Annotated in this window: 23 protein-coding genes; 5 read left to right on the top strand and 18 right to left on the bottom strand. The window is 36.7% G+C overall.

Annotated features, from left to right (window positions below):
- Positions 1-81: 81 nt before the first annotated feature.
- The 3 genes from H8S63_RS05365 to H8S63_RS05355 all read right to left on the bottom strand — a co-directional run bounded on the left by H8S63_RS05365 (position 82) and on the right by H8S63_RS05355 (position 4,958).
- Complete coding sequence (locus tag H8S63_RS05365) at positions 82-2,892, bottom strand: TonB-dependent receptor (protein ID WP_186925951.1); 2,811 nt, start codon at positions 2,890-2,892, stop codon at positions 82-84.
- A 121-nt stretch (positions 2,893-3,013) separates the two neighbouring features.
- On the bottom strand, positions 3,014-4,204 hold the full coding sequence (locus H8S63_RS05360; protein WP_186925950.1) for an SAM-dependent methyltransferase: 1,191 nt from the start codon (positions 4,202-4,204) through the stop codon (positions 3,014-3,016).
- Between the two features lie 49 nt (positions 4,205-4,253).
- Positions 4,254-4,958, bottom strand: a complete 705-nt coding sequence (locus tag H8S63_RS05355; RefSeq protein ID WP_186925949.1) for a M15 family metallopeptidase — start codon at positions 4,956-4,958, stop codon at positions 4,254-4,256.
- A gap of 576 nt (positions 4,959-5,534) precedes the next feature.
- On the opposite strand from H8S63_RS05355, the gene H8S63_RS05350 reads away from it, so the two are divergent.
- Entirely contained in the window at positions 5,535-6,038 is a 504-nt protein-coding gene (locus H8S63_RS05350; RefSeq protein ID WP_022275661.1) for an RNA polymerase sigma factor, read from the top strand.
- A gap of 294 nt (positions 6,039-6,332) precedes the next feature.
- Here the strand turns inward: H8S63_RS05350 and H8S63_RS05345 are convergent, their stop codons facing one another.
- The 14 genes from H8S63_RS05345 to H8S63_RS05280 all read right to left on the bottom strand — a co-directional run bounded on the left by H8S63_RS05345 (position 6,333) and on the right by H8S63_RS05280 (position 20,529).
- A complete protein-coding gene (locus tag H8S63_RS05345; protein ID WP_186925948.1) occupies positions 6,333-6,506 on the bottom strand; it encodes a hypothetical protein in 174 nt (57 codons plus the stop codon).
- A gap of 514 nt (positions 6,507-7,020) precedes the next feature.
- A complete protein-coding gene (locus H8S63_RS05340) occupies positions 7,021-8,331 on the bottom strand; it encodes a hypothetical protein (protein ID WP_118422722.1) in 1,311 nt (436 codons plus the stop codon).
- Positions 8,332-8,351: 20 nt separating this feature from the next.
- A complete protein-coding gene (locus H8S63_RS05335; RefSeq protein WP_117601631.1) occupies positions 8,352-8,927 on the bottom strand; it encodes a hypothetical protein in 576 nt (191 codons plus the stop codon).
- 744 nt (positions 8,928-9,671) lie between these two features.
- Positions 9,672-10,259: a tyrosine-type recombinase/integrase gene (locus H8S63_RS05330; RefSeq protein WP_186925947.1), complete on the bottom strand. Its 588-nt coding sequence runs from the start codon at positions 10,257-10,259 to the stop codon at positions 9,672-9,674.
- A 150-nt stretch (positions 10,260-10,409) separates the two neighbouring features.
- Positions 10,410-10,856: a JAB domain-containing protein gene (locus tag H8S63_RS05325; RefSeq protein WP_186925946.1), complete on the bottom strand. Its 447-nt coding sequence runs from the start codon at positions 10,854-10,856 to the stop codon at positions 10,410-10,412.
- Between the two features lie 84 nt (positions 10,857-10,940).
- Positions 10,941-11,960 carry a DUF3871 family protein gene (locus tag H8S63_RS05320; protein WP_182420083.1) on the bottom strand — a complete coding sequence of 340 codons (1,020 nt, stop codon included), beginning with the start codon at positions 11,958-11,960 and terminating at the stop codon, positions 10,941-10,943.
- Positions 11,961-12,430: 470 nt separating this feature from the next.
- Complete coding sequence (locus tag H8S63_RS05315) at positions 12,431-13,087, bottom strand: hypothetical protein (protein WP_186925945.1); 657 nt, start codon at positions 13,085-13,087, stop codon at positions 12,431-12,433.
- Positions 13,047-13,232 carry a hypothetical protein gene (locus tag H8S63_RS05310; protein ID WP_117601628.1) on the bottom strand — a complete coding sequence of 62 codons (186 nt, stop codon included), beginning with the start codon at positions 13,230-13,232 and terminating at the stop codon, positions 13,047-13,049. The genes H8S63_RS05315 and H8S63_RS05310 overlap by 41 nt, the downstream gene beginning before the upstream one ends.
- A gap of 741 nt (positions 13,233-13,973) precedes the next feature.
- On the bottom strand, positions 13,974-15,188 hold the full coding sequence (locus H8S63_RS05305; RefSeq protein ID WP_186925944.1) for a hypothetical protein: 1,215 nt from the start codon (positions 15,186-15,188) through the stop codon (positions 13,974-13,976).
- 321 nt (positions 15,189-15,509) lie between these two features.
- Entirely contained in the window at positions 15,510-16,466 is a 957-nt protein-coding gene (locus H8S63_RS05300) for a hypothetical protein (RefSeq protein WP_118422720.1), read from the bottom strand.
- Positions 16,467-16,470: 4 nt separating this feature from the next.
- A complete protein-coding gene (locus H8S63_RS05295; RefSeq protein WP_227073142.1) occupies positions 16,471-17,190 on the bottom strand; it encodes a DUF2971 domain-containing protein in 720 nt (239 codons plus the stop codon).
- Positions 17,191-17,352: 162 nt separating this feature from the next.
- The gene (locus tag H8S63_RS05290) at positions 17,353-18,621 is read right to left on the bottom strand and encodes a phage integrase SAM-like domain-containing protein (protein WP_118422719.1); all 1,269 of its coding nucleotides are present in this window, start codon (positions 18,619-18,621) and stop codon (positions 17,353-17,355) included.
- Between the two features lie 479 nt (positions 18,622-19,100).
- Positions 19,101-20,216 (bottom strand): HigA family addiction module antitoxin, encoded by a 1,116-nt coding sequence (locus H8S63_RS05285; protein ID WP_025076463.1) that lies wholly within the window; start codon positions 20,214-20,216, stop codon positions 19,101-19,103.
- Positions 20,206-20,529, bottom strand: coding sequence for a type II toxin-antitoxin system RelE/ParE family toxin (locus H8S63_RS05280; RefSeq protein ID WP_005798232.1), 324 nt, complete (start codon positions 20,527-20,529; stop codon positions 20,206-20,208). Before H8S63_RS05280 ends, H8S63_RS05285 begins: the two co-directional genes overlap by 11 nt.
- A gap of 587 nt (positions 20,530-21,116) precedes the next feature.
- Here H8S63_RS05280 and H8S63_RS05275 point away from each other — a divergent pair.
- From H8S63_RS05275 to H8S63_RS20290, 4 genes are all read left to right on the top strand, one after another.
- Positions 21,117-22,340 carry a site-specific integrase gene (locus H8S63_RS05275; protein ID WP_149882669.1) on the top strand — a complete coding sequence of 408 codons (1,224 nt, stop codon included), beginning with the start codon at positions 21,117-21,119 and terminating at the stop codon, positions 22,338-22,340.
- A 225-nt stretch (positions 22,341-22,565) separates the two neighbouring features.
- Positions 22,566-23,072: a hypothetical protein gene (locus H8S63_RS05270; protein WP_016271102.1), complete on the top strand. Its 507-nt coding sequence runs from the start codon at positions 22,566-22,568 to the stop codon at positions 23,070-23,072.
- Positions 23,073-23,424: 352 nt separating this feature from the next.
- Positions 23,425-24,666, top strand: coding sequence for a hypothetical protein (locus tag H8S63_RS05265; protein WP_117573731.1), 1,242 nt, complete (start codon positions 23,425-23,427; stop codon positions 24,664-24,666).
- A 72-nt stretch (positions 24,667-24,738) separates the two neighbouring features.
- Positions 24,739-25,470 carry a hypothetical protein gene (locus tag H8S63_RS20290; protein WP_317191055.1) on the top strand — a complete coding sequence of 244 codons (732 nt, stop codon included), beginning with the start codon at positions 24,739-24,741 and terminating at the stop codon, positions 25,468-25,470.
- Between the two features lie 210 nt (positions 25,471-25,680).
- Here H8S63_RS20290 and H8S63_RS05255 read toward each other — a convergent pair whose 3' ends face one another.
- The gene (locus H8S63_RS05255; RefSeq protein WP_117573733.1) at positions 25,681-26,358 is read right to left on the bottom strand and encodes a hypothetical protein; all 678 of its coding nucleotides are present in this window, start codon (positions 26,356-26,358) and stop codon (positions 25,681-25,683) included.
- Positions 26,359-26,424: the final 66 nt, after the last annotated feature.

Genomic DNA, 26,424 nt, shown 5'->3' with positions numbered 1-26,424 from the left:
GTATATTAGATGTTTGTAAATGTATGCAATTGTTTTGATTTTTGAGGAGCTGTTGGTTTAAAAGGAACAAATCAGCCCGTATCAGAAGTTGACTTTTACTCCGGCGTTAATCTTCACTCCATAGTGTTCTGACTGCATTGTACGGTCTTTGACGCCTTGATAATAACGCAACGGCTGGTTCAGCAAATTGGTGGCATCCGCATAGAACGTAGTCTTTATTTTCTTCCCAAACGTATAGCTGGCGTTCAAGTCCATGTAATTGACAGCATCGTAATAGCGGTCTAGTGCGGCAACTTCTCCCATTTCATCGATAAAACTGGAGGCGTAGTTATAAGAGAGACGTACGTTGAATCCTTTCTTCTCGAAATAGAGAGAGGCGTTGGCTGTGTGTTCCGGAGAACCGGGAAGAGACAAGTCTTTTTCATTTTCACGTCCTTCGAAGTTAAAGTTGTTCACTTTAGTGTGGGTATAGGTGTATGTGCCGTAGAATCCGATACATTTCAGTGCGGGAGCAATGAAACTGAAATCACGTTGGTAAGCAAGTTCTACGCCTAATAGATCTGCATCACCTGCATTTTTGGGCTGAGTGAATTTTTTGTATTCGTTATTCTGGTAGATATAATCTCCTATTACCTGGTCTACAATGAAATCGTTGATTTTCTTGTAGAAAATGCCTGCACTGACCAAACCTACACTTTTAAAGTAATAATCTGCACTTAAATCGAAGTTGTAGGATATAGTCGGAGTTAAATCAGGATTACCCATCACCAGCTCGTTGTCGCTACGGTTGATATTCACGCACGGGATCAAAGCCGAATATTTGGGACGGCTTAATGTTTCTGTAAAAGATGCGCGTACTTTGAAATCGTCGTTTACATCGTATTTGAATAAGACGCTGGGGAGCCAGTTGACATAGTCGTTTTTATGATCACCGGTCGGTTCGAGGCTTTCATCTTCGTTTTCATCTACGTTCCAATTCCAGCCGTTGTATTTGATATGAGTGGCTTCCATACGGAGTCCTAACATCATCTTTATTTTCTTTCCGAGATTTTGGTCGAAACGGAAGAAAGCGGAAGTGACGTTCTCTTTGGCGTGGTAATTGCCGGAAGACTCTTCAAGAACCTGCTCGCCTTCCATATTGGCCAGATTGAGTGATCCTAAGTATTCTTTGGAGACGAAATCCGTAGCTTTGTATTGGCTGCCGGGCATGAAGCCGTCTCGGATCTGACTGGTAAGATTGTTCATGTATTCTGTATCGTAGGTGTCTTTATATGCATCTGCGTAGTCGTAGCAGATTACGTCACGGTCTTTTGTCTTGGAAACATATTTGGCTCCGAACTTCAGACTGTTGCCGTAGATACCGTTGGTTAAAGGCAGTTCGAAGTTGACTTTGAATTTCAGGTCATTTTCATAGATTTCCTGATTGCTTTCGGTCAGTTCCTTTACTTTCCATTTTCCTCTTTCACCGTCTGCTTTTCCATTGTGGAGGCTTACATCTGTTGTCACGTATGGAAAACGGTCGCCTGCATCTACGACGTCGAATCCGAGAAAGTCCTGTTTCAGGTTAAAATATCTTTCGTTCGGACGATCTTCGGTGGCACGTGCGTAAGAAGCTCCCCAATCCATAGATAGTTTGCCGAATTGGTGCTCTCCACCCAGACTGAAATCCATAGTCTGCTGTAGTTCCAAACGGGCATTTTTATTGTTGGGTGTGCCTCCTTTAGTTTCTATTTGTGCGGATTGTTGCATTTCACCTTCGTCATCCAGTCCTGTCTTGTCCAGGTCCTTATAAGTGACACGGTAACGGTTTTCCCAGTCATGACGGCGGTTATAGATACCCTGCAATGTCAGTCTGTGGTTCGGGTTTATATCGTAGTCGAAGGCCAATGAGTAGCTTTGGCGTTCACGGGTTACGTAGTATTGGCGTTTTTGTGCTTCTACCATGACTACTTCTCCTTTCTTGTTGACATCATATTCGAACTCCACATCGTCCGATCCTACCGGAGCGTTTTGGTAGGAGATAGCGGCCATTACTCCTAATTTATTATTGAAGAATCGATCACCGTAGGTAAGCCCCAGATTCAATTGGGCTTTTTCACTGACCCAGTTGTATCCGGTTCCGGCAGTAGCACTGAAAGTACGTTTGTACGGAGTGCTTTTCGTGACGAGATTGATGGAGCCTCCGATAGCGTCTCCGTCCATATCGGAAGTAACTACTTTATTCACTTCAATGGTCTGTATCATATCGGCGGGAATCAGGTCGAGCTGAACGTTTCGCGTATCACCTTCAGCGGAAGGAAGGCGGTTGCCGTTGATGGTTACGGAACTAAGGTCGGCGGAAGTTCCGCGTACTTGTCCGAAGCGGGCTTCTCCTTGGTCATATTGTACGTTGATACCATTGATGCGTTTCAACGCATCTCCGATATTAGAGTCGGGGAATTTACCGACTTGGTCGGCTGAAACGACATTAGTGATTCCCAGATTGTTTTTCTGTGCATTGATGGCACGGCGTTGTCCTTGGAAAGCACCGCCTACCACTATTTCCTGCAGTTCCAATCCTTCGTTGAGCACTACATCTTTTTCGAGTGTCTTTCCGGCAGGAATGGTTATCTTCATTTCGACAGGAGAGTAACCTACATAACTTACTTTTACGGTGTATGTGCCGGGAGTAAGATTGGCAAATGTGTAGTAACCGTTGATATCACTTGTTACTCCGGTGTGTAATTTTTCAATATAGATGGAGGCTCCCGGCAGAATCTGTTTGGAAGTATCCACAATACGTCCGCGGATAGTACCTTGTTTGACTACGTTCACTTTTTCTTCTGCAAAAGTGTTACCGCTTGTACTCATAATTAAAAGAACTAATGAGAGTAATCTGATAAATCGTTTCATAAATGTTAGCGTGCGTTAATTATTTGCTGCAAAAGTAGAGGGGTGACGTTTCTTGCTTTTTACAGTTGGTTGAAGAACGCATAACAAATATGTTACGTTTATATTACGGCATTTGAGATGTCTACTTGATTTTCTCGCAGCGGATCAGGACTTTCTGTTCGTTATTTAATGTGCTGGCAAATAGATAAGTATCTCCTCCTTCCGATAGCTTGATCCGTTTACGGAGTTCGGCTACCGTAGCCGGGAAGTTGCGGATGGTGATGTTTGCTTTCTTGAGGTCGGCCAGACATTCTTTGCTTTCTTTTTTATTGAAGCTGCATTGATTGACAATCCGGAATATTCTTCCGGGAAAGTTATCAATCAAGGTGTCGGAGGTGTAAAGATGACTGTTGGGGTGTAATTTCCTTATAGGAAAAGCGGATGACAAGCTTTTGAAAGCTCCGGCCTTCAGAAGGGAGGCATTAGGCTCATACAGATATTCATCTAAAGAATCTGTGTAGCTGCATTGGCTGCATTGCTCCTGTTCACGGGTGAATGTAAAGTGTTGTCCTTCTTGCTCTCCTTTGGTGGAGAGGTTGACACAATGGATTTTGATTTCTTGCGGTATTGTCTGACCGAGAATCAGCAGTAACTCCTTACATTCGTTATTGACGGATATAATATGGACTTCCTGTGTCTGTTGCAGTTCTCGTAGTGCCAATGAAAGGTCGAGCATAGGGGAGAGCTTTACCATTACTTGCTTGGCCTTATTTAGTAAGAGTCCTTCGAGTGCGGCTACGTCGGGCTCGCAGTCGGAGATAGCGACAGCTTTACCTCCGTGCTCATTGCGGCGGGCGGGATCGAGAAAGATACAGTCTACCGGAGACATTGCTTTCAAGTGAGCTATTCCGTCTTCGTTCTTTACATTAATGTGGTTTAGGTCCAATATGGGGAAGTTGTGTGCGGCTATACCGCACAATTCTTCTTGTCGTTCTACATAAGTGACGGATTTGAATTTTTCGGCAAGGAATGAACAATCTACCCCGAATCCTCCGGTCAGATCAGTTAAGGAATCTCCTTGCAGGAGACCGGCTTTGTAATAGGCGGTGATCTCCGAAGAACATTGTTCTAAGGACAGGTGCTTGGGATATCTTATATCTTCTATCTTTTTCCACGATGGAATCTTTTCTGCGGCGATTTGCCGTCCTGCAATCTGAGTGATAGCAACCGGCATATCTACATCCGGATATTTTTTGCTTTGTAAAGCAAGAGTACGTACATCGTCTGTTGAATGTTCGCGGATAAAAAGTCGGGTTTCAGAGGAGATATACATAAAGATATGGTTATATGATACGATAATGTGATTAATGATGGGGTGCCGGTCATGGAATTAATTTATATTTCTGTTTAGCTACATCCCGGCTGCAATAATTGAAATGCCACCATTCACTGGGGAGTGCACGAAATCCGGCTTTTTTCATTACTGTCCGTAGCAGTAACCGGTTCTGATGTTCCGTCTCGCTTATTTTTCCATTGCGTACCAGCTCGTTTTCCTGTGTGATATGGGCTTCTACACCCAGATGGTCTACTTTCGTTCCCATAGGCAATGGTTGTCCAAATGAATCCAGAATACTGATATCCACGGCTAAGCCATAATTATGTAGTCCACCACCCCGATTCGGATTGGAGACGTATTTGTATTTGGAGGTTCCTTTCACTACATTCCACATTTTTTTCTGTACAGACATTGGACGGGCGGCATCGTAAATGATGAGGCTATAAGACGGGTGTAATTCCTTTAAAGCTCTTTGCGCCTTCACGAGAGCATATGCGGCGTCCGGGTGCAAATAAGCTTCTGTCAGATTATCGTAAAGGACTTCCCCGGTGAAGTTATCATCCTGTGTGTACATTAGCTGTACAGCAAGACTATTGTCTAGCTCAGTAACGTTTATCAATCCTAGAGAATCCATGTATAGAGCCATCGGACTTTTTTTAGGTTGAGGGGTTCTTGGGGGTACTCCGGAAATGTACGGGCACCATGTTAGTAGTAGGTAGAGAATAGGCAGATAGCATTTCAGTATCATCATTATACTTTTTATTTTGTATGCCAAAGATACTCTTTTTGCTTTTAGCTTGCAAATGAGGCTATATCTAAAATATAATTTATTCCCGTTTTCTTCCGATGAAATGGGCGATTTTTAGATATTCATTCTCAGGTGATAGTCCTACCTTGTATATAATTATTTGTGTATATGTACTATTCTTTATATGTGGATGGATTTTTTTTTATAACTATTTCTCCTTCCTACCTGTAATGTGCTGATAAAGTAATACATTTGTATCCATAATAAAAATGTTCTAGTAACATAATCTAAATCAGTCTTATGAATTTTAGAATATAAAAAAGACAGCTGTTTGTGAAAATCGCTAATATTGTTTGTTTGTGTTATCCCATTTTGAGTCAAGTGTGACTTCAAAATGGGATTTTTTGTTGTGTGGCATACCGGAACACCACCCAAAAACTATCAGAAATGACCTAAAAATAGTCGGCGGATAGATTTTCCCCTAAAAAATGTTTATTCTCGGTTCATTGCTTCCATCGAATTCTCGTAAACTTGCATCATCGAATTGAAACAAGTATTCACAAATTAAAAGTAACGCATATGAAAAGTTTAAGCTTCAAGAAAGACCTGGTAGGAGTACAGGAAGAATTGCTCCGTTTCGCTTATAAATTAACAACCGATCGCGAAGAAGCAAACGATTTGTTGCAGGAAACTTCATTAAAAGCCTTGGATAACGAAGATAAATATACCCCCGATACAAACTTCAAAGGATGGATGTACACTATAATGCGCAACATCTTTATTAATAACTATCGTAAAGTGGTACGAGACCAAACGTTCGTCGATCAGACTGATAACCTCTACCATATAAACCTGCCACAAGATTCAGGATTTGAAAGTACGGAGAGCGCTTATGATTTAAAAGAGATGCGCCGTGTGGTTAATGCCCTTCCAAAAGAATATAGAGTTCCGTTTGCTATGCACGTATCCGGATTTAAGTATCGTGAGATTGCTGAAAAACTAGATCTTCCTTTGGGAACAGTAAAAAGCCGTATTTTCTTTACTCGTCAGAGGTTACAGGAAGAATTGAAAGATTTCCGCTAAATAGGTGAAGATTGTTTTCAGTTTACATTAATAATTTATAGATGGGTAGTCTGAGCAGGCTACCCATCTTTTAGTTTGCAGATTACTTTACCAGTTACTAATAAGCATATTGCAAAAAAGTTTTCTAGCCACTTCGGCTGCCGGTTCTTGTGACAGTAAGTTGTCTACAACATCAAGTGTAGAGTAGATTATTCTCCCTTTACCATAAGGAATGATTCCCAAAGTAGAACCTAGGCAAAGGGGGGGGAGTACGATAGGAGCCTACAATCATTTCATCACCTTCCAAATAGAACCCTAATTTCTTATCTCCCTCGTGCACCAATGCTTGGTAAGGCCCATAGCTGTGTTGGTGGGCAGTCCATTAAACAGGGGATGTTCTTTTACGAAGTAAATACCACCTATCCAATTGCGCCCTACCGGGTAAAATCCTTTATAGACACATCCGGTAGCCTGTGCTATGGCATTCATCCACGACTCGGCTGATTTGAGGAGTATTAGTGTAGTTCCGTCTTTTTTTCCCTGTCAAGCAAATGCTGTGGTGAGATGCTCGCCGAGTTGGGAAGTGACCATACTAATTGTACACTGCCCGAAGGAGCGTTTTGACTATATTCCACACTAATATTACCCAAGCAACAGGCTTATATCTGTGAGGTTCTACAAACTAAAAGAGGCTCTATTCCCTTAGGAATGAGCCTCTTAGTTTGTGGACCAGCCTGGGCTTGAACCAGGGACCTCCAGATTATGAGGCTCTAAATTTCATCCTATTAAATTGCAATATGTCAACGTATTAATAATCTCATTGGAAGTTTATCAGTCAACAATTAGTCAACAGCTAAACCTACGGTACAAAGTTAAATATTAGTTTCCTATATTCCAAAGAATTGGGTTGTTAGTATGTAACATTCGTAGTGCTTATATAAAAAAGAAAACAGCATAAGAGTTTCCTCAAATGCTGCTCACTTTTAGTATGACTATAAATCTTTTATTCTACTCTCTGATAAGAGTACTTCTGACCTGTGGGTGTTACTCCGTCTGCTTCCAATTCCTGCACTGATAAGGTCATAGAATTAAGTAACAGAATATCATTGATAATCCATTCTTCTTCATCGCTGTACATTTCATAGAGCTTGTTACCGTCTATCTTGTACTTGCCCACTTCCTTGTAAGAGCTATCTTCTGTACTTGTATATTCAAATGTACCATCATTCTTATAAGTTACATGGGTAGCAACAGCATCACCACTTGTCCTCTTCCATTTACCTATAATAAGAAGAGTATTATAATCATCTTCTCCTTGTACTTCTCCATTCTCAATATTAACATTTAATGTGACCTCTTTCTTTGTGCCATCATAATATGTAATATTTACTTTGTATTTCCATATGTCAGAAGATTTGTCCGTAATGGAATAAGACAATTTAGCTTTAGCTTCATAATCAAAAGGCAAGTTGATATATCTTTGTTCTCCCCACATATTTTGAGCTGTCCTATAATTAATTCGTGCAACTCTTAATTGGTAAGAGCCATGAAAATTATCTATATCTAATTCCGCTCCTATGGCTTCTTCTGCTGACACTTGTTCAAATCGGTATTGAAAAGAACCATAACCGTTTGTAGCAATTCTACTCCCGTACATATTTATATCATTATCATCATATTCTCCATATTTGATAGTATAAACAGTATCACCTGCAAGCGTATATAAACAGTCATGAATGAAGCAGAACTCATTATCGTACCAATTAGGAATAAAAGTTCTTACTCTCCAAGAATCCATAGGTAAGATGTTCGCCATTTTGGATTGTCCTCCATTGACAAACAATGCCCTTGTGAATGGCGATGTTTCTCCATAGAAATCAAGCAATGTTATAAAGTCCTTATTGGAGTTTAGATGATATTTCCCATGAGATAATCCAATAGCTTTAACTCTTACCTCTTCATATTCTCCATAACCCTTATGTATTTGATAGATGGTATCAGTCTTGACATTATCTATCCAATCAAAGACCTTAGTCTTAGTAGCATATTGGAATAGATTTATCATTAGATAACCTTTAGCTGTAATTCCTGTAAATTCGATAGTATCACCTTTGTCTTCGAATCGTTTACAGGTTATATTCTCATAATCATTAATGTACTGCGAGTATGTTTTTTCTAAATCAGATGAACCATTATCCCCATTGGGGTCAAAGATGTGAATTGGCTCCTTTTCTAATTCATCATCGCCACAAGAACTAATTCCCATGCCTAATGCAACCAATAATGAGGTCGCTAATAATCTAAATGTTTTCATTATTCTGTATGTTTAAGTTTTTAAAATTCATCATTGTTTGTGGTTGCAGTTCTATATGTAACTGTCAATATACCGTCAAAATGTACTCCCAGTTCATCTTGTGAATTATTAAGGGTGACATTTAGAGTTATAGAATTAGAATTTGTATCTCTCCATATTGCATTACCTTCAGAAGAAACTGCTGGATTACCATATTTAGAACAAAATGCATTCCCTAAACCGTTGAATGCCTGTGTAAACCTATTCATAATTTGATTCTGCTTGGATTTAGCTTCACTCAGAATGGTAGCCCTGTCTTTAAAAGGATTATCCATTACAGATGCGTTATCAAATAATGTGAATGTAGCTTCTACGAGCTTTTCATTTTTATAGGTGATAACTAAGTTGTCAAATTTAGTATCAATGAATGTAACATTTTTCAAATAGATGCAAGGATGCTTCCATTCTACATTAGAGTATCTTTTTTTTAACTTATCTATGGCTACATAAGGCTTGTCTTCCAATTTAATTCCTAAGAAGCCTGTAATTTCATTTTGAGCATTGATATAAGTGGTTATAAACAGCATTGATAAGAACAGTAATAATCTGTGCTTCATAATTAAAATGTTATGCTCATCTGCTTCCTACGATGAATTATAAATAAAAAAGGTGTGGAAGCTATATTTGTTCTATCCTACATTCAGGTCTTCGCATTACCTTTGGAATGGATAAAACAATAGCCCCACACCAAGAGGTATATAGAAACCTTACAGACATAAGGTAAATATATATCCAGTGTGGGTGCTATTGCTATCATCTTCATTCCAATATCAAAGTTGCGAAGTTTGAATGTAGAAGATAATTTCAATAACACCTTTCGTTAAATATGTCCTTCCAACTCTCTATCTCATTAGTTCATTGGAATTGGTGCAAAGGTAACAAAAGGTTTTAAATCTATTAGCATGGAGTGTGGATTAATAGTAATTATTGTGTTACTAAACAGAGAATTAATGGAGTATTTAAGCAGAGTTGCATCTGAACTCTCTAAATCCATGTGGGTATCAAATTCACTTCTCCCCATATAAAGACTAAATTCTGAATATTCTTACCCACCTTGAATTATTATCTTTAGGTCAGCATATTGTTGGATATTCAAGAAGTGCTACCCGTAACATGATTAATAAGAGTTGAGATAGTTATAAACTCTGTAAACTAATGGAATTGCATTACTTCTATAAGGCTGAAATGCCAAACTGTCAAGATTGGGCTTTAGATGTATCTAAGCTCAATATTTCATTGATTTGGGACAGAACCATTCAGACCACTATAAAGATGTATCTTAATAATCCTGTCCCAATCAATTAGAAACTCAAACAGTCATAAGTCTGTAAGATTTCTTCCTGCCTTAATCCCAAGTATCTTTTAGTAATGGCAACAGAACTATGGTTGAACAGTTCCATCAGCTTTACTAAAGCAAGTTTAGCATTATCACTGTTCATATTATAGACCTGCCTGCCAAAAGTCTTTCTAAGTGAATGGCAGCTAAAGTTCTTAATCTTCAACCTGTACTTCTTCTTCACCTCTTTAAGAATGATATTGATTCTTTGGACTGTGAAGATAGTGCCTTTCTGACTTATAAGGATTGGTGCATTGATTCCAATAGGATTTATATGCTCGTGGCACTCTTTAATATGATGTTGTAATTGTGGGTTTAGTCTGATAGTTCTTACCTTGCCTGTCTTTTGCTCAATTACTGTAAACTCGTCAGTACCTAATATCTGCTTCCATCTTAGAGATAGAATATCAGATATTCTTAATCCTGTGAAGCATCCCAAACTAATGAGGAGTGAGATTTTATAATTCTCATCTTTAGCTAACTTCCTTATGAGGTTCATTGCATCAGACCAAACAAGATAGTCTGCCGTTGTACTTGAATATTTAAGCGACATAATGTTCTGTTTTATAATGAAACGAATAGAAGTGAATATTAATTCTGAGTTGGATTTACTAACTCATTGATTACTAAAGGAACATTCACTAATAGCAGAAGTGAATATGATAAGGACACCCAACTTAGAAATTGAGTACCCTTTACCTTATTATAATTCTCCCTCGTCTGCGAAGCTGTAATATCCTGCATCTGTAAGTATGAGGTGGTCTAAAACTGTAATTCTCATAAGTCTTGCAGCTTCTTTGACCTGCTTAGTAATCTCCATATCCTGCCTACTTGGTTTCATGCTACCACTTGGGTGATTATGTGCAAGAATAAGAGCTACTGAATTGGTAAGCAATGCAGCTTGTAGAATTACTCTGACATCAGCACAAGTTTCAGTAATTCCTCCCTCTGAAATGAGAGTGTAACCTAAAATTTGGCTGGCTTGGTTTAGAAACAAGACTTTAAAATATTCTTTGTAACAGATAGTTCCCTCCTTATAGGTAGGAAGTAAGTATTTATAAGCGTCCTCTGAACTGACTACCTTATGCAGTTTCTTGAATTTGGGTTTGTAGGACAGTTCCACTTCACCCACAGTATAATCTATATCCATAATGTACAATATTAATAAGTTGGTAGAAATAAAGAAAGGACACCAAGTTAATGATGCCCTTTCCTCTCTCAATCAACAATCCACTCAGCCCAAGAACCAAGCGTATTCACTATCTCCTAATTTGGCACGTTGGATGCCTTGTACAAACTCTGTGCAGTTAAGATTCCTCTCCAAGAAGTTATCAATGTAACTTGACTTTACAGAACCATTGAGCAGGTTTAAGAGCTGCCAGCCTGTAATGCTGTCCCCCGTACTCTTGAAATTCACATCAGAAACGAATGCTCTGCAAGCTGCATTAATCTGACTGTCGCCTAACAATAGACGAGGTAAGCGTTTCTGTTGGTTGGGTGTAAGAGCTTGATATAATCTCATCCTGCCTATTATCTGACAGAACTCGCTTGTAGAGATTGACATCTGCCCAAGTGTCCTTAACAGATGCAGGTCTTTGGATGGGTTGTAAGCATGGAACAGATTCAATGCTGCTGCATATAGTTCCTGTACGCTTAGGACTTCTATCTTATCCTGTAAACCGTCAGTAGTAAGCATGAGGTTACTGCAAACTCTATTCCTAAATCCTATGAAGATTTTAAATCTCTCAACAGACTTCTTACTGTACAAGTTAATCTCGTTATATGCTCTCACTCCACCAATGGATAATGCTAAACGATTACCGTATTCATCATGTACAATGGATGGAATTTCAAAGCAGAAACACATTCTCTGATAGAACAAAGTTTTCTCTTCATCAGTCAGTTCAGAAGCCTTCTTACCTAATGCACTTGGTATTCTACCATTGATAGGGTGTGAAATTCTAATCTCTGGCATATCAAACTGCTCTCCATGAAAGTAATCTTTAGCTGCATCCACTACTGCACCTATAAAGGATTGGTGACTAATAGTTTCTTCCATTGATGCAAAACTTGGAATGATGCAGTCTTGTTGTAGGTGCTGTAAGGTTACTTCCTGTGTATTTGCTTCAATGAAATGGTTTACTTTCTTGGGTGCTGTAACTTCTTCTACAATGATTGCTTCTTCTGCAAACTCACCCATGTTTAATGATTCTCTACGCTGTGCCATAGCTGGCATAATTACTAAATCTCTCATAATGAAATTGAATTAAATGGTTATTGATTGAATGGATTTAATAGGAACAAACCCAAAACACAAGTGAATTTCTTCGCTTGTATCTTAGGCTGTCCTATGTCTTTCCCTAAAGATTCTTTCAAAGGAAATGAGGAGCATTAGTAAATTATTGGCAGGCTATGGTAATAGTGCATCGTGCCTGCTCTTGGATTAATAAGAATGTTTATTCCTGTCAGCCGTTGGACTACATTTATAAAGTATTCTTTTTATTTAAGAGCTATGAGGGGGTGTTTATATGGGTAGGGGTGTCTCGTATATAACTCTTGTGATTTTTAAATAGGTATTGTGAAGTTCCATTTATAAAGTCTGCCTATCTCCAACCTTAAAAATCCAATTTTAGATGTTTCTAAAGTCAGAATAAGGCAGACTTAGGATTATTCGTACCATTTATTAATATAGTAATAAACAGTACGAAAAATCCTGCTTGCCTGTTATTTGGACTTGAAAGCTATCTTAACCACGTTTTTTGAGTTGGTTGGATTCCACTCCTTGCGCTGTTTGGCTATATCATTGTCTAATAATAGTTCCTTTGGAGTAAGCTCTATCCCTTTGGGTATGAATTTTAACAGACCTGCATTATATAAATCCAGATTGTAACTCTCTACATTCTTCTTACCCATTCCCAATTTGTCAGCCAACTTATTAAGAGAAAGCAATATCTTGTTATCTTCTGCTATCAATAAGAGCTTGATATAATATCCTTTCACTTTAATATCCAAATCCATTTTCATAAAGAGGTAGGACAGTGTTATAAAGTTGGGGCGGTCTATGGGTGGGATGCAGTAAAGACTTCTCATTGTAAAGTCAATAAGAGGGTGGTTGATGGCTTCCCTGTATCTCTTTCTAATCAACACAGCTTCTATATCCTTATTGAAATTCTTTAGTGCAGTTTCTTCCTCTCCAGTCCGCTTAGCTAAATCCTTAATTCTCCATCTGACCTTATAATAGTCATTTCTATATAAGGACAGACAGAAGAACCTGTACAGATTAGGAGGATTGAGTTTATCTACAATAGATTTGTTAATAGTAGCATAATCCTGCCTAATGTTACTTATCCTGTTTTGCAGGTATCTTTGAGGTATCTTCATATTCATTAGTAGCTGATTGAATAGTATTGGTAAACTTTAAATCTTTCTTCTCTCGTTCCATCTTATAATAGTAGGCAGTGCCAAAATATATCTTAGCTTCCTTTCTGTTATGGAACTTCTTTCCTGTTGGTAGATGAATTATCATATCAGTTTAAATATTAGTAAATTAATAAGATAGTTTCTGCAATGATATATAATAGGTAGTAACCTTTCCATTTTTCTTTCTCCTTGTCTTTAAATAGTTATTAAGATTAGCCCACAATCCAATGTGAACCTTGTTATCTTTTATTCCTTGTTTAAGAGCCTTAGTTCTTATCTGTTCATAAGTAAATTCTTCCATTTTAGATATTCTGAATAGTTTGTAAGTCCGTCAATCTGTGTGATGGGATTATCTGTCTGTGGTACTGTAAAGATAGTAATTTCGTGAGTGGGGAACTAATGATAAGACCACAATTCAGAAGTATTAAGTAGGCAGGGAAACCTCTCACATTTCCCTGCTTCTTGTCAATCCTCCTTGTCATGTTCAAAACATAGGACTAAGTGTATAATCCCATTCTCATTCTTGAAAGCTATTCTTGGATTATCAACTTCCTTATATGTAATGGAAGTTATAATTATGGGGAACAGCTCATTTTCATTATAAAGTTTGAGACTATTTACAATATATTCATTAGAACTATATTCTGGGAGAATGAAACTGAACAGGTAGAGCTTGACATCATTGTATTGCTGCATTTTAGCTCTTAGTATTTCTTGCTTGGCAATTATTGCTTCGTAGATAGTGCTTAGATATAAGCTCGATTGTATGATATATGGATTCATTGTTTTATTATTTAATCGGTTAAGAATTAAGCCCACCTGTCACATGGGCTTTGTTGTTAATGGCTTATGCAGCCTGTTCTTCTTTAATCACTCCATGATTCTTTAGATATTGAGTGAGCATTTCAGAATAGATAGTGTTCACATGGTCTGATTTTACTTCATTTATAATTTTAATGCTGCTTTCATTCAATATCTTTATGGTGTTTAGAGTTTCATCCAACCCAATCTTCTTGTCTTCTCCATTCGGTGCGTAGTTGGCAAGCTGGGTAATTGCATCAATCATGTAGCGATGTCTGATAGTGTCCTTAGAAATCTTCATGTCATTTAAAGTCTTGATGATTGTATCTCCTATTGTCAAGTCATATTCTTCAAGTTTGGCTTCACAAACTCCCTGCATGGCACTGTTCCAGACTTTCAAACTTAGTGTTTTACCAAAATTATAATATTTGGTGACTACGCTGATGTTTGCTTTCAATTCCAATGCCTTTTGGAACACCCTGTTAAAGAACTCCTGCTGCGTGGCTAATGCTGCGTTGCCAGCTTTCTCCAATCCGTTAAAACCACGACTTAACACGTTGTTCACTCCTCTGTATTTGCCAAACTCCTGTAAAGAATCAAACTTTTTAATTCTCACATTCTCTATGGTCAGTTTTGTGTCGTCCTTGACTATGGCATTGAGGTTGTGTTCATGGTAGCTTGCCCATTGCCAATATCCGTTTGCTTTATCAACAGGAACGTAAACATTGGGAGTGCCTTTAGGTATAATGTTTCCGTTAAGGTCTTTCAGCTCAATGTCCGCGTTGTAAAATAGGGCGGCTTCTGTAATGTAGAGAGGAACTTTATCAAAATGTTCATTGGTTATCAAATCCTTGCCACATTCAAGGTTTACCTTGCTTACTGCCATACTGTAAACAGATGTAGCGATGATGATTTCCTTTTGCTCTTTAGTGAAGATTACCTGTTCGGCTGTGTTGGTAACTTCATTCCAAACTTCTATTTTAGTGGTTGGAAGTTCCACTTTTTTAAGTGCTTCAAGGTATGCAGTTTCAGCTTTACCAACATTAACTTGTGCAGATTTCTTAATATTGGCTTCTGCATCCTTGTTGGCTTCAAGCACGCTCTTGGCTTTCATCAAATTCTGACGGGCTTCTTCTACTGCTTGCATCTTCATAACTGTTGTTTCATTTACTTTTTCCATCTTTTTATTATTAAGTTGTTGAACTTCGTTTGCATTGGCAACTTCATTATTCACATTCTCAATAGCAATATTCTGTGACATAGTTTTGTACGCTTGACCTTTACAGCATTAGGTTCTATTTATTGTACATTTAATTTATAACCGTCCAGCCTATGCGCACTTGGCTTTCTGATTACGCTGCAAAGGTATGATGTCCTCATGAGGTGAATTGGTAAAGAATAACTGTATGTTTGAGTGAGTTTTTTACCAGCCATTTACCTTTAAGAGATTTATCATCACTCCTTTTTGAAAGCGCTGCAAAAGTAGAATATTGTGGTTGGGTAGGGTGGTAAGGAATAGGGCAAATAAAAAGGCAGTTCTTTACCATCGTAAGAGCTGCCTTTTAAGTAGGGAGGGTTTGGTTTACCAGAGTTTCGTTCCACCTATATTATAAGGTGATAATTTGAATGTTTTATAATCCAACAGGGCTTCTGCCGTATCGTATCTATTCAGAAAATAGCTCAGTCTGCTTCTGATATTATTTGCATCCGTATCTACATCGTCAGCTTCAATCAGTTCAATAGCCCTAAGATATGATTCTATCAAGTTTGCCTGTGGTCTTGTAGGAACTTTCTCCTTAACGGATTTTAAATGTGTGTCTTGAAGTAACTGATATGTTCCCCATATATATAATGATTGGATGGGGTTAATCTTCTTGCTGCCCACTTTTTTATCTCCATAGATGAAATGCAATTCATCTTGGGCTTCCTCCAAACTGTTTACTCCCAAATATTGATGCAGGTATTCATTCAGTTTGTTCTCAAACCAGCTATCTTTATTATTGATAGCTATTGGGGAATTACCACCTGCTGTAATCTTTATATCGGTAATGAAGTCTTTTCCTTTTTTCTGTTTGGGCTGATTGAGAGCAATGTATAATTTTAGCATATCGGGTCTGACTTCATGGATATATTGTTGATATAGCATATCGTCATATTCTCCTTCCGATATTGGAACTTCCGTTATTCTGTCCCTGTATAGGAGTGCAGCCATGAATATTAATGCACATGAAGCAAAGTCTTCATTATAAAGTTTTGTAACATAAGATTCCATTATTGTTTTAGGGTTAAAACTATCTGGAACTGTAACTACTATATTCTCGGTAGTAGCCAATGCAAATTTTACTGCATCTACACCCCAATCATCATTTGATTTACACTGATTGGCAAGCTCTTTTTCTTCTGGTGTCAGATGAAAGACTTTCTTAGTATAGACTTGGGTAAGTTCATTAGATATGTCGTCATAGGTGAATCCGAAACATCTGTTCAGTTCTGGATATAGTTTCTGTATGGTTGGTATGTCAAATGTTACTTTAAGCATGGTGTCAAATTCTTACTTTCCCTTTTAGAGAACTATCAATGATATGTGCATTAGGAGCATATTCTTTGCATAGAGCGTTTACAATTAACTGGTCTGCTTCGGTTGCATAGGGGCTTAATGTAATTCTTAAATTATCAAACGCATCATCCTTTAAGTCAATAAAGAATGAATCTATTATAGGAAATCGTTCTTCTCTTACACAAGAAAGGATATAAGTTGCGTACCTTTTGTCACCAATATTTATGTTATTATTTGGAAATATAATAAGTCTAAACCTACATTCGTCTTGAAATTCCCAATGTTTATGTTTGAATCTACCAACGTTTTCAAAATTTAAAGAAACGTCATTAGAGTTATTTTGTATTAGTGAATTGTATATTTTATTTAAATCATCTGTGTATTCAATCTTTTTATAAAAAAAGTTTTCATTCCAGAATGTATTAAGTATAGTATATTGAGGAGTAAACATCTTTGCTACTGGGATGATTGATGAAAAACTTTCCTCATTAGTCTGTATATGATATTTCTCAGAATCTTCTTTAGTAACGATATGCTTTTTAAACATATTCTTATCTAATGAGATTCTAACGCCTTTAGTTGTTGGTGTGTACATTCTCCATAATGGAATGCTTTCAATCTCATTAAAAGTCCAGCAGGAAACAAACATAAAACCTCCTAAATGGATTCCTGCATTACTTAATGCAGCTTCTTCAATGTCATCCATTTTGTCTAATCGCTTAAATCTAATTGTTTTATTCTTAAGAATTAGGGCTAAACTGTCAATAGAAGTATATTGGTGTATTATCATGCTAATAAATTTTAGTTTGTTTGCAAAGTTAAAAAATAATCCCCACCTGCACATTGCTACAAGTGGGGAATTATTAGCTTACTTACCAAACACGTACTTCACAACCTTAGTATTAGCCTTGTTTTCATTTACAAAGTCACGTTCAATATAAATATCTGTCACCTTCATAGAATCATCTATGTGGTTCAAAGCTGCGTGAACAATGTATTTGTCTATGCCTACTTTGTTCAGTGCAATGGTAGCCCAACTATGGCGCGCAGCGTAGTATTCCAAATCATCTACTTCTAATATTGCTCCAATCTCTTTCAACCCAGAATTAATAGCCTTGTTAAATGTCTTTTCATCTCCATAATATTGATAGAAGTTAAATAGACGTTTGCCTGTGCTGTCTTTGTACTTATCAATAAGAGGTTGCACTATCTTAGGAATATCTACCATCATCTTTGCACCATCCAATCTGCGAGCTTTGGTCTTAGTTCTGTTATAGATAATAGTGTTCCCTCTCATTTCAGTAGCATTGTAAAGGTCTGCTGAATTGATTCCCATAAGGCAGAATGAGAGAATGAAACAATCTTTAGCCAAGTTATAACGGCAGGTGGACTTATATCCTTTCTTCATGTCTTTATAAGGCAGCTTCCACACCTTTTTAATGATGTCTGCTGGAATGGCTCTCTTACGTGTAGCTTCCTGTTTAGGTATCTTGAAGTCTTCAAAGGGTGAGTTAGGAATAAGAATAAGGTTCTTGTCCTTCTTATTGAACTTACGTTTGGCTTCATTGAACAGCTTCTTGATGCTTACCAAGTAGAGGGAAAGAGTGCGGTTAGAGGTCACACGTTTACCTTGTTGCATCAGTTTCTTGGTACGTGCATCACGTTCTCCAATTAAAAATGCTTTGAACTGTTCCAAGAAGTCTAAGGTGATAAGATTTATATCCAATTCTTCCTTGCCAACAAACCGTACCAAAGCATTGATGGCAGTTGTATAATTGGGTGCTCCTTTTATGGTAGTAGAAGCTATCCACTCACGACTGAACTTTATAAAGTCAATGGTTTGTTGCTTCTCTTGCTCTCCGTTTAGGAACTCAATTATCTCATCCAATGAATAATGATTTTGGTCTAATTGCAGTTTTAAACACTGTTCCCTATAATAGAGAACAAGCCTATCTATTTCTCTCTTAATGGAAGTGTCCTCTTTGAATTTGAGGGATTTAGTTAGGTCTTGTTGAGTTACAAACAGGTTGGTGGATAAGCGTTTTACCTTGCGGTCTAATGTGAATCTAATCTTGACGTTATAAGTTCCGTCAACTTTTAGTTCACTCCTTTTAATCTCAGCTTTAATAGTCAGCATATTAGCTCTATTTTAATTAGTCAACAATTAGCCAACATCTGCTTAAAATAGGAGTAAATCAACCAAGAGCAACAGATTCATATCTGGAGGGTCTGCAAACAAAAAAGGCTCTATCTCGTTAGAGATGAGCCTTTTAGTTTGTGGACCAGCCTGGGCTTGAACCAGGGACCTCCAGATTATGAGTCGCAAATATTTGATTTTCAGCGATTTGCATTTTATATCTTTTCATATCCATACATCTTGATTTCCAAGCCCAAAGATAATATTTCCTTTTCAAATAATATTTCTTGTTTTCTTCTATTTTCCTAAGATGTGTGCAAATTGTGTGCAATTAGATTTGTACGGTAATATTGGGTTATATCAATAATAGGAAGCTTGTCATCTTATATAAAACTCGAAGACCTCCCCGGGTGCGCTATTCAAATGGGAAGCGTGGGAGGTCATATTAATTGCAAATATACTAAATGTATTTGAATATTCTATTTTATCTCTCTTGATATTGAGCTTTTAATAGAATACAAATTAATATCATGCTGATAAAATCCTAAAACAATAGCCTCATTGATATTATGTTGATGAGCAAATTGTTTTATTTTCATTTGCATTGCATGTGGAGAAATCATGGAATGTTGCTTGAGGAATGTATTCCATAAGTCTTTACCAATTAAAGAGCACTTGGCGAATTTGTTTGCTTCTTCCTCGCATTTATTTATTTCAGCTCCTTCTATGGCAATGTATTTCTGTTCTCTATTGTTAATAAGATGCATATAAACATGGTATATCTCATGCAATAAAGCGAAAGCATAATTATCGATTTTGTTTAATCGTAATGTTAATACAATGGTCGGATTTTTTCCTTGCCAAAAAGAAAATCCATCAATCGGTGTTTTGTCGAATTTAGACACTATAATAAATTTAATTCCATATCGTGACAGAATTTCTTTTGTCTTATCAATAGTGTTTATGTTTACAACAAACATTTGATTCAATTCCTGCACAAGTCTTTCTAAACTGTTTTCATCAAAATCGGCAACATCCGGCATTTGTGAACTTTGATAGAAAGCAAAATGTTTCCATGAGAAAATGTTAATTGGGTCGCTCTTTAAACATTCAGATTTCTTAAAATAAGAAAGTTCCTTTTCTGAAGAAAACGAAGCTATTAGTTCTTCAACTGAAGTTACGCCGAAAATTGAATATATTATTTTTATGTTTTCTGATATTTTCGTTCCAATAACATTTAATTTCTCGAAATATTTGACAGAACAATATTGAGAAATTACTTTCCATATCTCAATATTCTTTTTTCGTTCTACTATTTTCTTATTTATATTTGCTTGGTCTATATCATATTGATTTTGTAATGATAACCAATATGAAGCATCTATTCCTAAAATTTCCTGTAGCAAAACAGCAACTTCAGGAGTTACAGCACGACGTCCCTTTATAATATCATTGAGTACGGAAGTAGGCATGCTCATAAGTGAAGCCAATTCTTTTTGCTTCATTTCTCTTGCATCTAATTCATCCTTAATGATTTCACCCGGATGAATGGCTATACAAGGTACGCAATCGTTTAATTTGATTTTAGTCGCCATAATGGTTGGATATTTCTATTAATTCTATTTCAGTAATTATCAATGAACCGTCTATTGTGGAACTTTGAAATATTAATCTCCAACGTCCGGTACATCTAACCGATTCAAAGTCTTTTAAGTCACCTTTCAATCGTTCATAATGCAGACTTCCGATTCTGAATAAATCTTCTATTCTTGTGGCTGCTTTTAAATGATTATATGCTTTTATATAACCTTTGATTACATCCTTAGGAAGTCTCTTGTATCTTTTGTCATTGGTGCAACCCTCTTCCAATAACTCAATTAGTGCTTCATCTTCTGTATAGATATTCATGCAATTCGTTATCTTTCTGCAAAGATAAGGATTTTATTCTTTATGATAATATATATCATAGAATAAATTATCAAATTTGATAATTACATGATATTGTTTTTCAAATAAACAATAAAAAAGGATATATTGTTTCGTGAAAAACATCTTTTCAAAATTATTGGTGTGTTAATGATTGGCAAACCATTTAATTCAATTAATATGCTGCACTTATTCTATTTTCTATGTTTATTTTGTGCTCGGAATCTTCAAACATAATTTGAAAATCAATGCGAACTCTTTAAAATAGAAGAATCGGATTCAATGGCTTTGAATGTTTAACTTTTATTATCTATTTATCGATAGCTGTATTTTTCCGACTTTTAGTGATACTTCTCAATAATGTTCTTGAAATGAGCGAAGCGTATAATTCTTATTTACAGACTAATATATATACTATGTTTTGCTATTATCGTTTTAAACCGTTTGAAACTAACGTCTAAACTACTCAAAACCAATATTTAAAAGGCTTCAAAACGTTTATATTTCCATTCAAATGAGGATATATAGACTATCGTAAGCAATTCCGCTTGCGGGTAATCACTAAAACCATGTATAATTTTTCAAAAGACGGTATCGTAGTCTCTACGGTACTTGATGCACGTACTGCCAACAAAGAAGGCAAATATCCTATTAAAATCAAGGTTTATTATCAAAGAAAGCCCAAGTATTATTCTATTGGTATCTGCATGACAAAAGAAGAATGGAACAAACTGCCGGATAGCAAATCTTCTGAAAGCAAGAAAATCAGACAAGCCATTGAAAGTAGTTTTTCTTTAGTCCGTATGAATGTTGAAGCTTTGGCAGAGAAAGGAACATTCTCTTTCAATACGCTCAATTTACGTTTGGGAAAAGCTACCGGTGATACTCTGAACAGTGCCATACGAGCTAAGATTGAGGAACTGAAAAACGAAGAAAGAATCGGGACAATGCAGTTCTATCAAACTACATTGGTAATGGTTGAGGAAGTCGGCGGCAAAGATATTCCATTTAGTGCCGTTACGGTTGAATGGTTACAAAAATGCGAAAGACTTTGGTCGAAAACGAGAAGTATTTCTACAATCGGTATGCACATGAGAAATATTCGTACTTTGATGAATGAAGCCAAGAGAGCCGGCGTTATCAAAGAATCGCAATACCCATTCGGAAAAGGTCTGTTCGAGATAAAGACCGGTATCGGAAGAAAGAAAGGATTGACAAAGAAACAGTTGAAGGCCATTTTCGATTATAAGAGTGAAAATGAAACCACTAACAGATATAAAGACCTCTGGATATTCATTTACTTGTGCAACGGTATCAATCCGACAGACATGCTGAAATTGAAGTTCTCGGATATTGTGGACGGTGAAATATGTTTTGTGAGACAGAAAACAGAGCGCACGACAAAGAATAGGAAAGAGATACGTGCGGTTGTTTCTTCCCAATTACAGACAATAATTGACAAGTGGGGAAACAAGCCGTTACCCGATAATTACATATTTCCTTATATGAAAGGGCATGAAACGGCTATAGAGCGTAAAGCGATTGTACGCGATGTTGTCAAGCGAATCAACAAACGTATGAAGTTGATAGGTGAAGAATTGGGTATCGGCAATATCACCACATACACCGCAAGACATTCATACGCTACCGTATTGAAACGAAGCGGAGCCAATATCTCTTATATAAGTGAATCCTTAGGACATACCGACCTGAGGACTACGGAAGCATATCTGGCGAGTTTCGAGAAAGAGGAGCGTGCTAAGAACACTAACCTTTTGACCTCGTTTTTGTAGCCTATATAGCCTATATGGGGCTCTTCTTACTTTCCTGCCCGGTAATTCTATTCATACAGGAAACCGGGCTTTTTTATGCAAAATTACCGGTGCGAGAGCTTAATTCAGGTTAAGAATACAGTTAAAATACCTTTTTCTTTTATATTCCGACAAAAAAGAGGATATATGTAATGTCCGATGATTCATGTATTCGGAGTATTACTAAATTCAAAAATAAATAAAGTTATGGCACGAAAGAAAAAAGTAGAAGAAGAACAACCGGTGACTGCCGAAGTTGTAGAGACTAAAAAGAAATCTTCAAAGAAAGCACCAAAGACTAAAATGTCTGCTCAAAAAGAAAGCATACAGGAAACCGGTGTTCAAGAGCCGATTGTCAAAGAAGAAAATACGAAAGATTCTTTTAAAGACAAAGATTATACAATCGATGAGCTTATAGATATGTTAGGGCCGGATATTGATTGTGAGGATGATACAGAGTTTTCATTAACGGAAAATACTTCTTCACAAGAACAGGAATACACAATAGAGGATATGCTTTCCGCATTGGACGAGTCAATCGATGATGACGATGAAGAATGTGTTTCAGATGAAATACTTGATAAATTCGACAAGACACTCGAAGAAAAAGGTTTGGGCGATGATTATTTTCGGAAGAAAGAAGAACGGCTTAAAGAAATGGATCTGGAGCATGAACTTCACGAATTCGCCATTGATGAAATGCTGAATGAATAAGAATATCTAATTTTGTAACCTGCAACAGTCTCTTTATGAGATGTAACTTTGTGATGTGCCTTATTTTTTCTAATTTTGCATCGTCATGGCAACATGGCGGACATATTAGAAATTTAAGGTACACGAAAGTGTTTAACTGATTCTCTACGACGAAGTCTGGTAAACTATCTGTAGAACGGGAATAAGTTGGCATCTCTCGCGTCATATCCGTATATGGCGTGGGGACTGTTGCTTGTTTTAGTTCAAGGTCTTACCAGAGCCCGTCGTATAAAATAAGTTAATGGCCTCACGCTTTCTGCATTTATGAACTCTTCTGATTTGAGGCTAAGGGAGAAACGACATTCTGGTAATTATGAAGAAATTTTTATTAATGTTAGGTGCGGTAGCTTTATTTACTGCATGTAGTGATGACGGTGGTTCCGGTAGTGGCAATATCAATTATGAAGAAGGTTATAAATACCTTACGAATTTGAATGTGAGTGACGCCAAGATGATTTATCAGAAATCATCCGCAACAAGAGCAACAGGGGACGACTCTTATTACAAACTTGATTTATCAGGCAATGAAGTAAAGTTGTCAATCAAGGGAGAGGATGGGCAAGACCATAATATTGGTATTAGTAAAGTTGTCAAACTGAGTGATAAGATTATTCTGGTGAATCCTGTTGAACAAGATATTGTTGATTTGTTTTATAAACCCGGCCCTGATGATGATTATATATCTGTTGGCAATCAAAGTATTAGGTATCTCTCAATAGTAGATGTTCAAACAGAAAAGTTATACAGATGGCCGAAAGATGTACATATTGATTTGTATTACGGTTCATTGAAAACAATATTGGATAATCAAGGAAATATTTATATTGCTTCTTCTTCTAATTCAAATTATCCAGAATATAGACAAATATACAAATTGAATGTTTCAGATTTCACAATGCAGAAAATGTTACCTGATGAAGTTATATGTAATAATTTCACTGTAACCGATAATGGTTTTGTTGTGTATTGGAGTAGTCAAGAACAACAACAGAATTGCCGTGTGAAATGTCCGGGTGGCAGAATTTATCCGATTTCAGATACTTATACATTCATCTTTAACGGTAATTTATATTCCATTCGCAATAATGCGATTATTCAACATAAGACTATTGGAAATAATGACTTAGAAGAAAAAACAATATGCACCATATCTGATGAACAATTCACTGGGTATGGGGAATTTGCTGTTCCTAATCATGTGCGCAAAACACTGTTGCTGAATGAATATTATGAGTTTGACGGAGAAAAATGTACAAAACTTGATAAGCAGATTAATATTGGAGATATTCGCACAAATAAAGCATGGTACAACCGTAGCAATACAACTTTCTCAAAAATAGCAATGAAAGATTATCAAGAATCTCAGTTTCAAATTTTGGATTATGAAATACAAAGTCTTTCGGCAAATTCTGAAAGTTCCAATATCACATTCACCGGTTTCAGATATTCAGACGGTGTAAATGTCGTAGGAACTATCACAGAAACAGATGAAGTTATTATCGATAATGTTGCAGAAAACGGAAACAAAATCATCAATCTTATTTCGTTGAACTAATATCAACTCAAAATAATATCCTCTTGTTGCTTATGCAATGAGAGGATTTTTTATACCCAAAATTTTAAAATTATGAATAACAGAATTACCCCTTATAACATTACGGAGCTGAAAACAAATGAAATATTCGTGTTCGGTTCAAACTCAAACGGTGTACATAATGGAAATGCCGCAGCAACAGCGATGAAATTCGGAGCTATTATGGGGCAGGCTGTGGGAATACAGGGGCAGACCTATGCGCTGCCTTCCAAACACATTGAGAATCTTAAAAAACATATTGATGATTTTCTGCTATATGCGGAACAACATTCGGAATATATTTTTTTAGTTACAGAGATAGGATGTGGAATATCCAAACATTCGCCATTTGAGATTGCACCGTTATTCAAAGAAGCGGTTCATATAAAGAACATCAATTTGCCTTTGTCCTTTTGGGATGTTCTGAATGGTGGCATACAAGCCAGAATCAAACAGGTTGCCGAAAAAGAATCTCCTTCTGTTTCTGATTTTTGTCAAAGAACGGGATTGTCTTTTACTATACTGATGAACATTTTATTCAGAAAAGAACTTCCTACCGTCTGGATTGTGCGAAAGATACTGATTGCCTTTCCGTCTATAAATGCAAGGTGGCTACTTTTGGGAGAAGGCGATATGAAACTCACGAAACGCAATAGTTTTTTTCACAAGAATAAACGATTTTCTGCATATCCTTTTCGCTTCCAAATAGACGTAAGATTATTATTTTCCCATATCAAAAATAAGGCTGTTTTCGTCTCCTGTATCGTGCTTTTCTCCTGCCTCTAATACTCGGTATAAAAGGAGCATGAGCATATCTCGAATATGAAAGAATAAATAAAAGTAAAAAAATATTACATAGTGAATAAAGTGAGTAAAGTGAACTATATTTTATAAAAAGTATAAAGTTTTATATTGTTATATGGTCTATAAAATAAGAATATGCTCTATTATAAAAATATTGTTCACTTTACTCACTTTATTCACTTTTATCTTTTCTTATAAAAGGATTTCTATAGGGCAATTCTTTATATCAAAGTTTTCTATGGCATTCCATAAATCTTCTTGATATTCATATAATGGCTCTATTAAGACTTCTGGAAAAATAGCCTTGTTTGATATTTGGGCGAGACGAAAACCGGAAGTTTCAAATTTGCGTCCAACCTCACTTTTCATTCCATAGGATTCAACGACCTCAAAAGAGTACTCTCCTAAAAACTTCAATCTGCAATATTTTTGAGGATACCAGCCGATACAGACGATTTCACCTTCAAGCAATGATGAAAACTTGAAATAGTCCATTCCATTGAATCCTTTCTCTATGTCAAAGTCCGTATTGGTCTGTTTGTATTCGTGGCAGAATGTTTCCCAATCCTTATATCCTAAAGCACGAGCCATGAAAGATAATTTTCCAACATCCGGCTTTCTTTCCTTGTCTGCATCTTTATCTCCCCAATAACGACGTAATGTATCAACGCTGATAGTTTCAGATTGCTGGATAACGCTTCCGTCTTCATATTTTGGGAGAGGAAAATTTGTATTGCTCTGTTTCTTTATATAATCGCATAGGTCAGAGTATGCATTATCTGAACTCAAATCTATATTAGAAACTCTTACTAACTCGTTTTTTAAAGTTTCAAACCTCTCTTTGTCTATCGGTATTCTTTTCTTTGCCATATTACTACATGATGTTTATGACAAAAATACAAAACGTAACCAACTAATCAAATATATTTCATGCCT

The organism is Bacteroides sp. NSJ-39 (genome assembly GCF_014287315.1).
Lineage (GTDB): Bacteria > Bacteroidota > Bacteroidia > Bacteroidales > Bacteroidaceae > Bacteroides > Bacteroides finegoldii.
The sequence above is the reverse complement of the archived record's forward strand: the minus strand, read 5'-3'. Positions and strand labels throughout refer to the sequence as shown.

Excerpts from the sequence above, each read along its gene's own strand:
- H8S63_RS05270 (WP_016271102.1), top strand. The coding sequence starts at position 22,566 with ATGGCACGAAAGAAAAAAGTAGAAGAAGAACAACCGGTGACTGCCGAA.
- H8S63_RS05285 (WP_025076463.1), bottom strand. The coding sequence starts at position 20,216 with ATGGCGACTAAAATCAAATTAAACGATTGCGTACCTTGTATAGCCATT.
- H8S63_RS05310 (WP_117601628.1), bottom strand. The coding sequence starts at position 13,232 with ATGATAATTCATCTACCAACAGGAAAGAAGTTCCATAACAGAAAGGAA.
- H8S63_RS20290 (WP_317191055.1), top strand. The coding sequence starts at position 24,739 with ATGAATAACAGAATTACCCCTTATAACATTACGGAGCTGAAAACAAAT.
- H8S63_RS05345 (WP_186925948.1), bottom strand. The coding sequence starts at position 6,506 with ATGAATGCCATAGCACAGGCTACCGGATGTGTCTATAAAGGATTTTAC.
- H8S63_RS05290 (WP_118422719.1), bottom strand. The coding sequence starts at position 18,621 with ATGCTGACTATTAAAGCTGAGATTAAAAGGAGTGAACTAAAAGTTGAC.
- H8S63_RS05360 (WP_186925950.1), bottom strand. The coding sequence starts at position 4,204 with ATGTATATCTCCTCTGAAACCCGACTTTTTATCCGCGAACATTCAACA.
- H8S63_RS05255 (WP_117573733.1), bottom strand. The coding sequence starts at position 26,358 with ATGGCAAAGAAAAGAATACCGATAGACAAAGAGAGGTTTGAAACTTTA.
- H8S63_RS05320 (WP_182420083.1), bottom strand. The coding sequence starts at position 11,960 with ATGAGAGATTTAGTAATTATGCCAGCTATGGCACAGCGTAGAGAATCA.
- H8S63_RS05295 (WP_227073142.1), bottom strand. The coding sequence starts at position 17,190 with ATGGATGACATTGAAGAAGCTGCATTAAGTAATGCAGGAATCCATTTA.
- H8S63_RS05275 (WP_149882669.1), top strand. The coding sequence starts at position 21,117 with ATGTATAATTTTTCAAAAGACGGTATCGTAGTCTCTACGGTACTTGAT.
- H8S63_RS05300 (WP_118422720.1), bottom strand. The coding sequence starts at position 16,466 with ATGCTTAAAGTAACATTTGACATACCAACCATACAGAAACTATATCCA.
- H8S63_RS05280 (WP_005798232.1), bottom strand. The coding sequence starts at position 20,529 with ATGAATATCTATACAGAAGATGAAGCACTAATTGAGTTATTGGAAGAG.
- H8S63_RS05340 (WP_118422722.1), bottom strand. The coding sequence starts at position 8,331 with ATGAAAACATTTAGATTATTAGCGACCTCATTATTGGTTGCATTAGGC.
- H8S63_RS05305 (WP_186925944.1), bottom strand. The coding sequence starts at position 15,188 with ATGTCACAGAATATTGCTATTGAGAATGTGAATAATGAAGTTGCCAAT.
- H8S63_RS05315 (WP_186925945.1), bottom strand. The coding sequence starts at position 13,087 with ATGAAGATACCTCAAAGATACCTGCAAAACAGGATAAGTAACATTAGG.
- H8S63_RS05330 (WP_186925947.1), bottom strand. The coding sequence starts at position 10,259 with ATGTCGCTTAAATATTCAAGTACAACGGCAGACTATCTTGTTTGGTCT.
- H8S63_RS05335 (WP_117601631.1), bottom strand. The coding sequence starts at position 8,927 with ATGAAGCACAGATTATTACTGTTCTTATCAATGCTGTTTATAACCACT.
- H8S63_RS05365 (WP_186925951.1), bottom strand. The coding sequence starts at position 2,892 with ATGAAACGATTTATCAGATTACTCTCATTAGTTCTTTTAATTATGAGT.
- H8S63_RS05350 (WP_022275661.1), top strand. The coding sequence starts at position 5,535 with ATGAAAAGTTTAAGCTTCAAGAAAGACCTGGTAGGAGTACAGGAAGAA.
- H8S63_RS05265 (WP_117573731.1), top strand. The coding sequence starts at position 23,425 with ATGAAGAAATTTTTATTAATGTTAGGTGCGGTAGCTTTATTTACTGCA.
- H8S63_RS05355 (WP_186925949.1), bottom strand. The coding sequence starts at position 4,958 with ATGATGATACTGAAATGCTATCTGCCTATTCTCTACCTACTACTAACA.
- H8S63_RS05325 (WP_186925946.1), bottom strand. The coding sequence starts at position 10,856 with ATGGATATAGATTATACTGTGGGTGAAGTGGAACTGTCCTACAAACCC.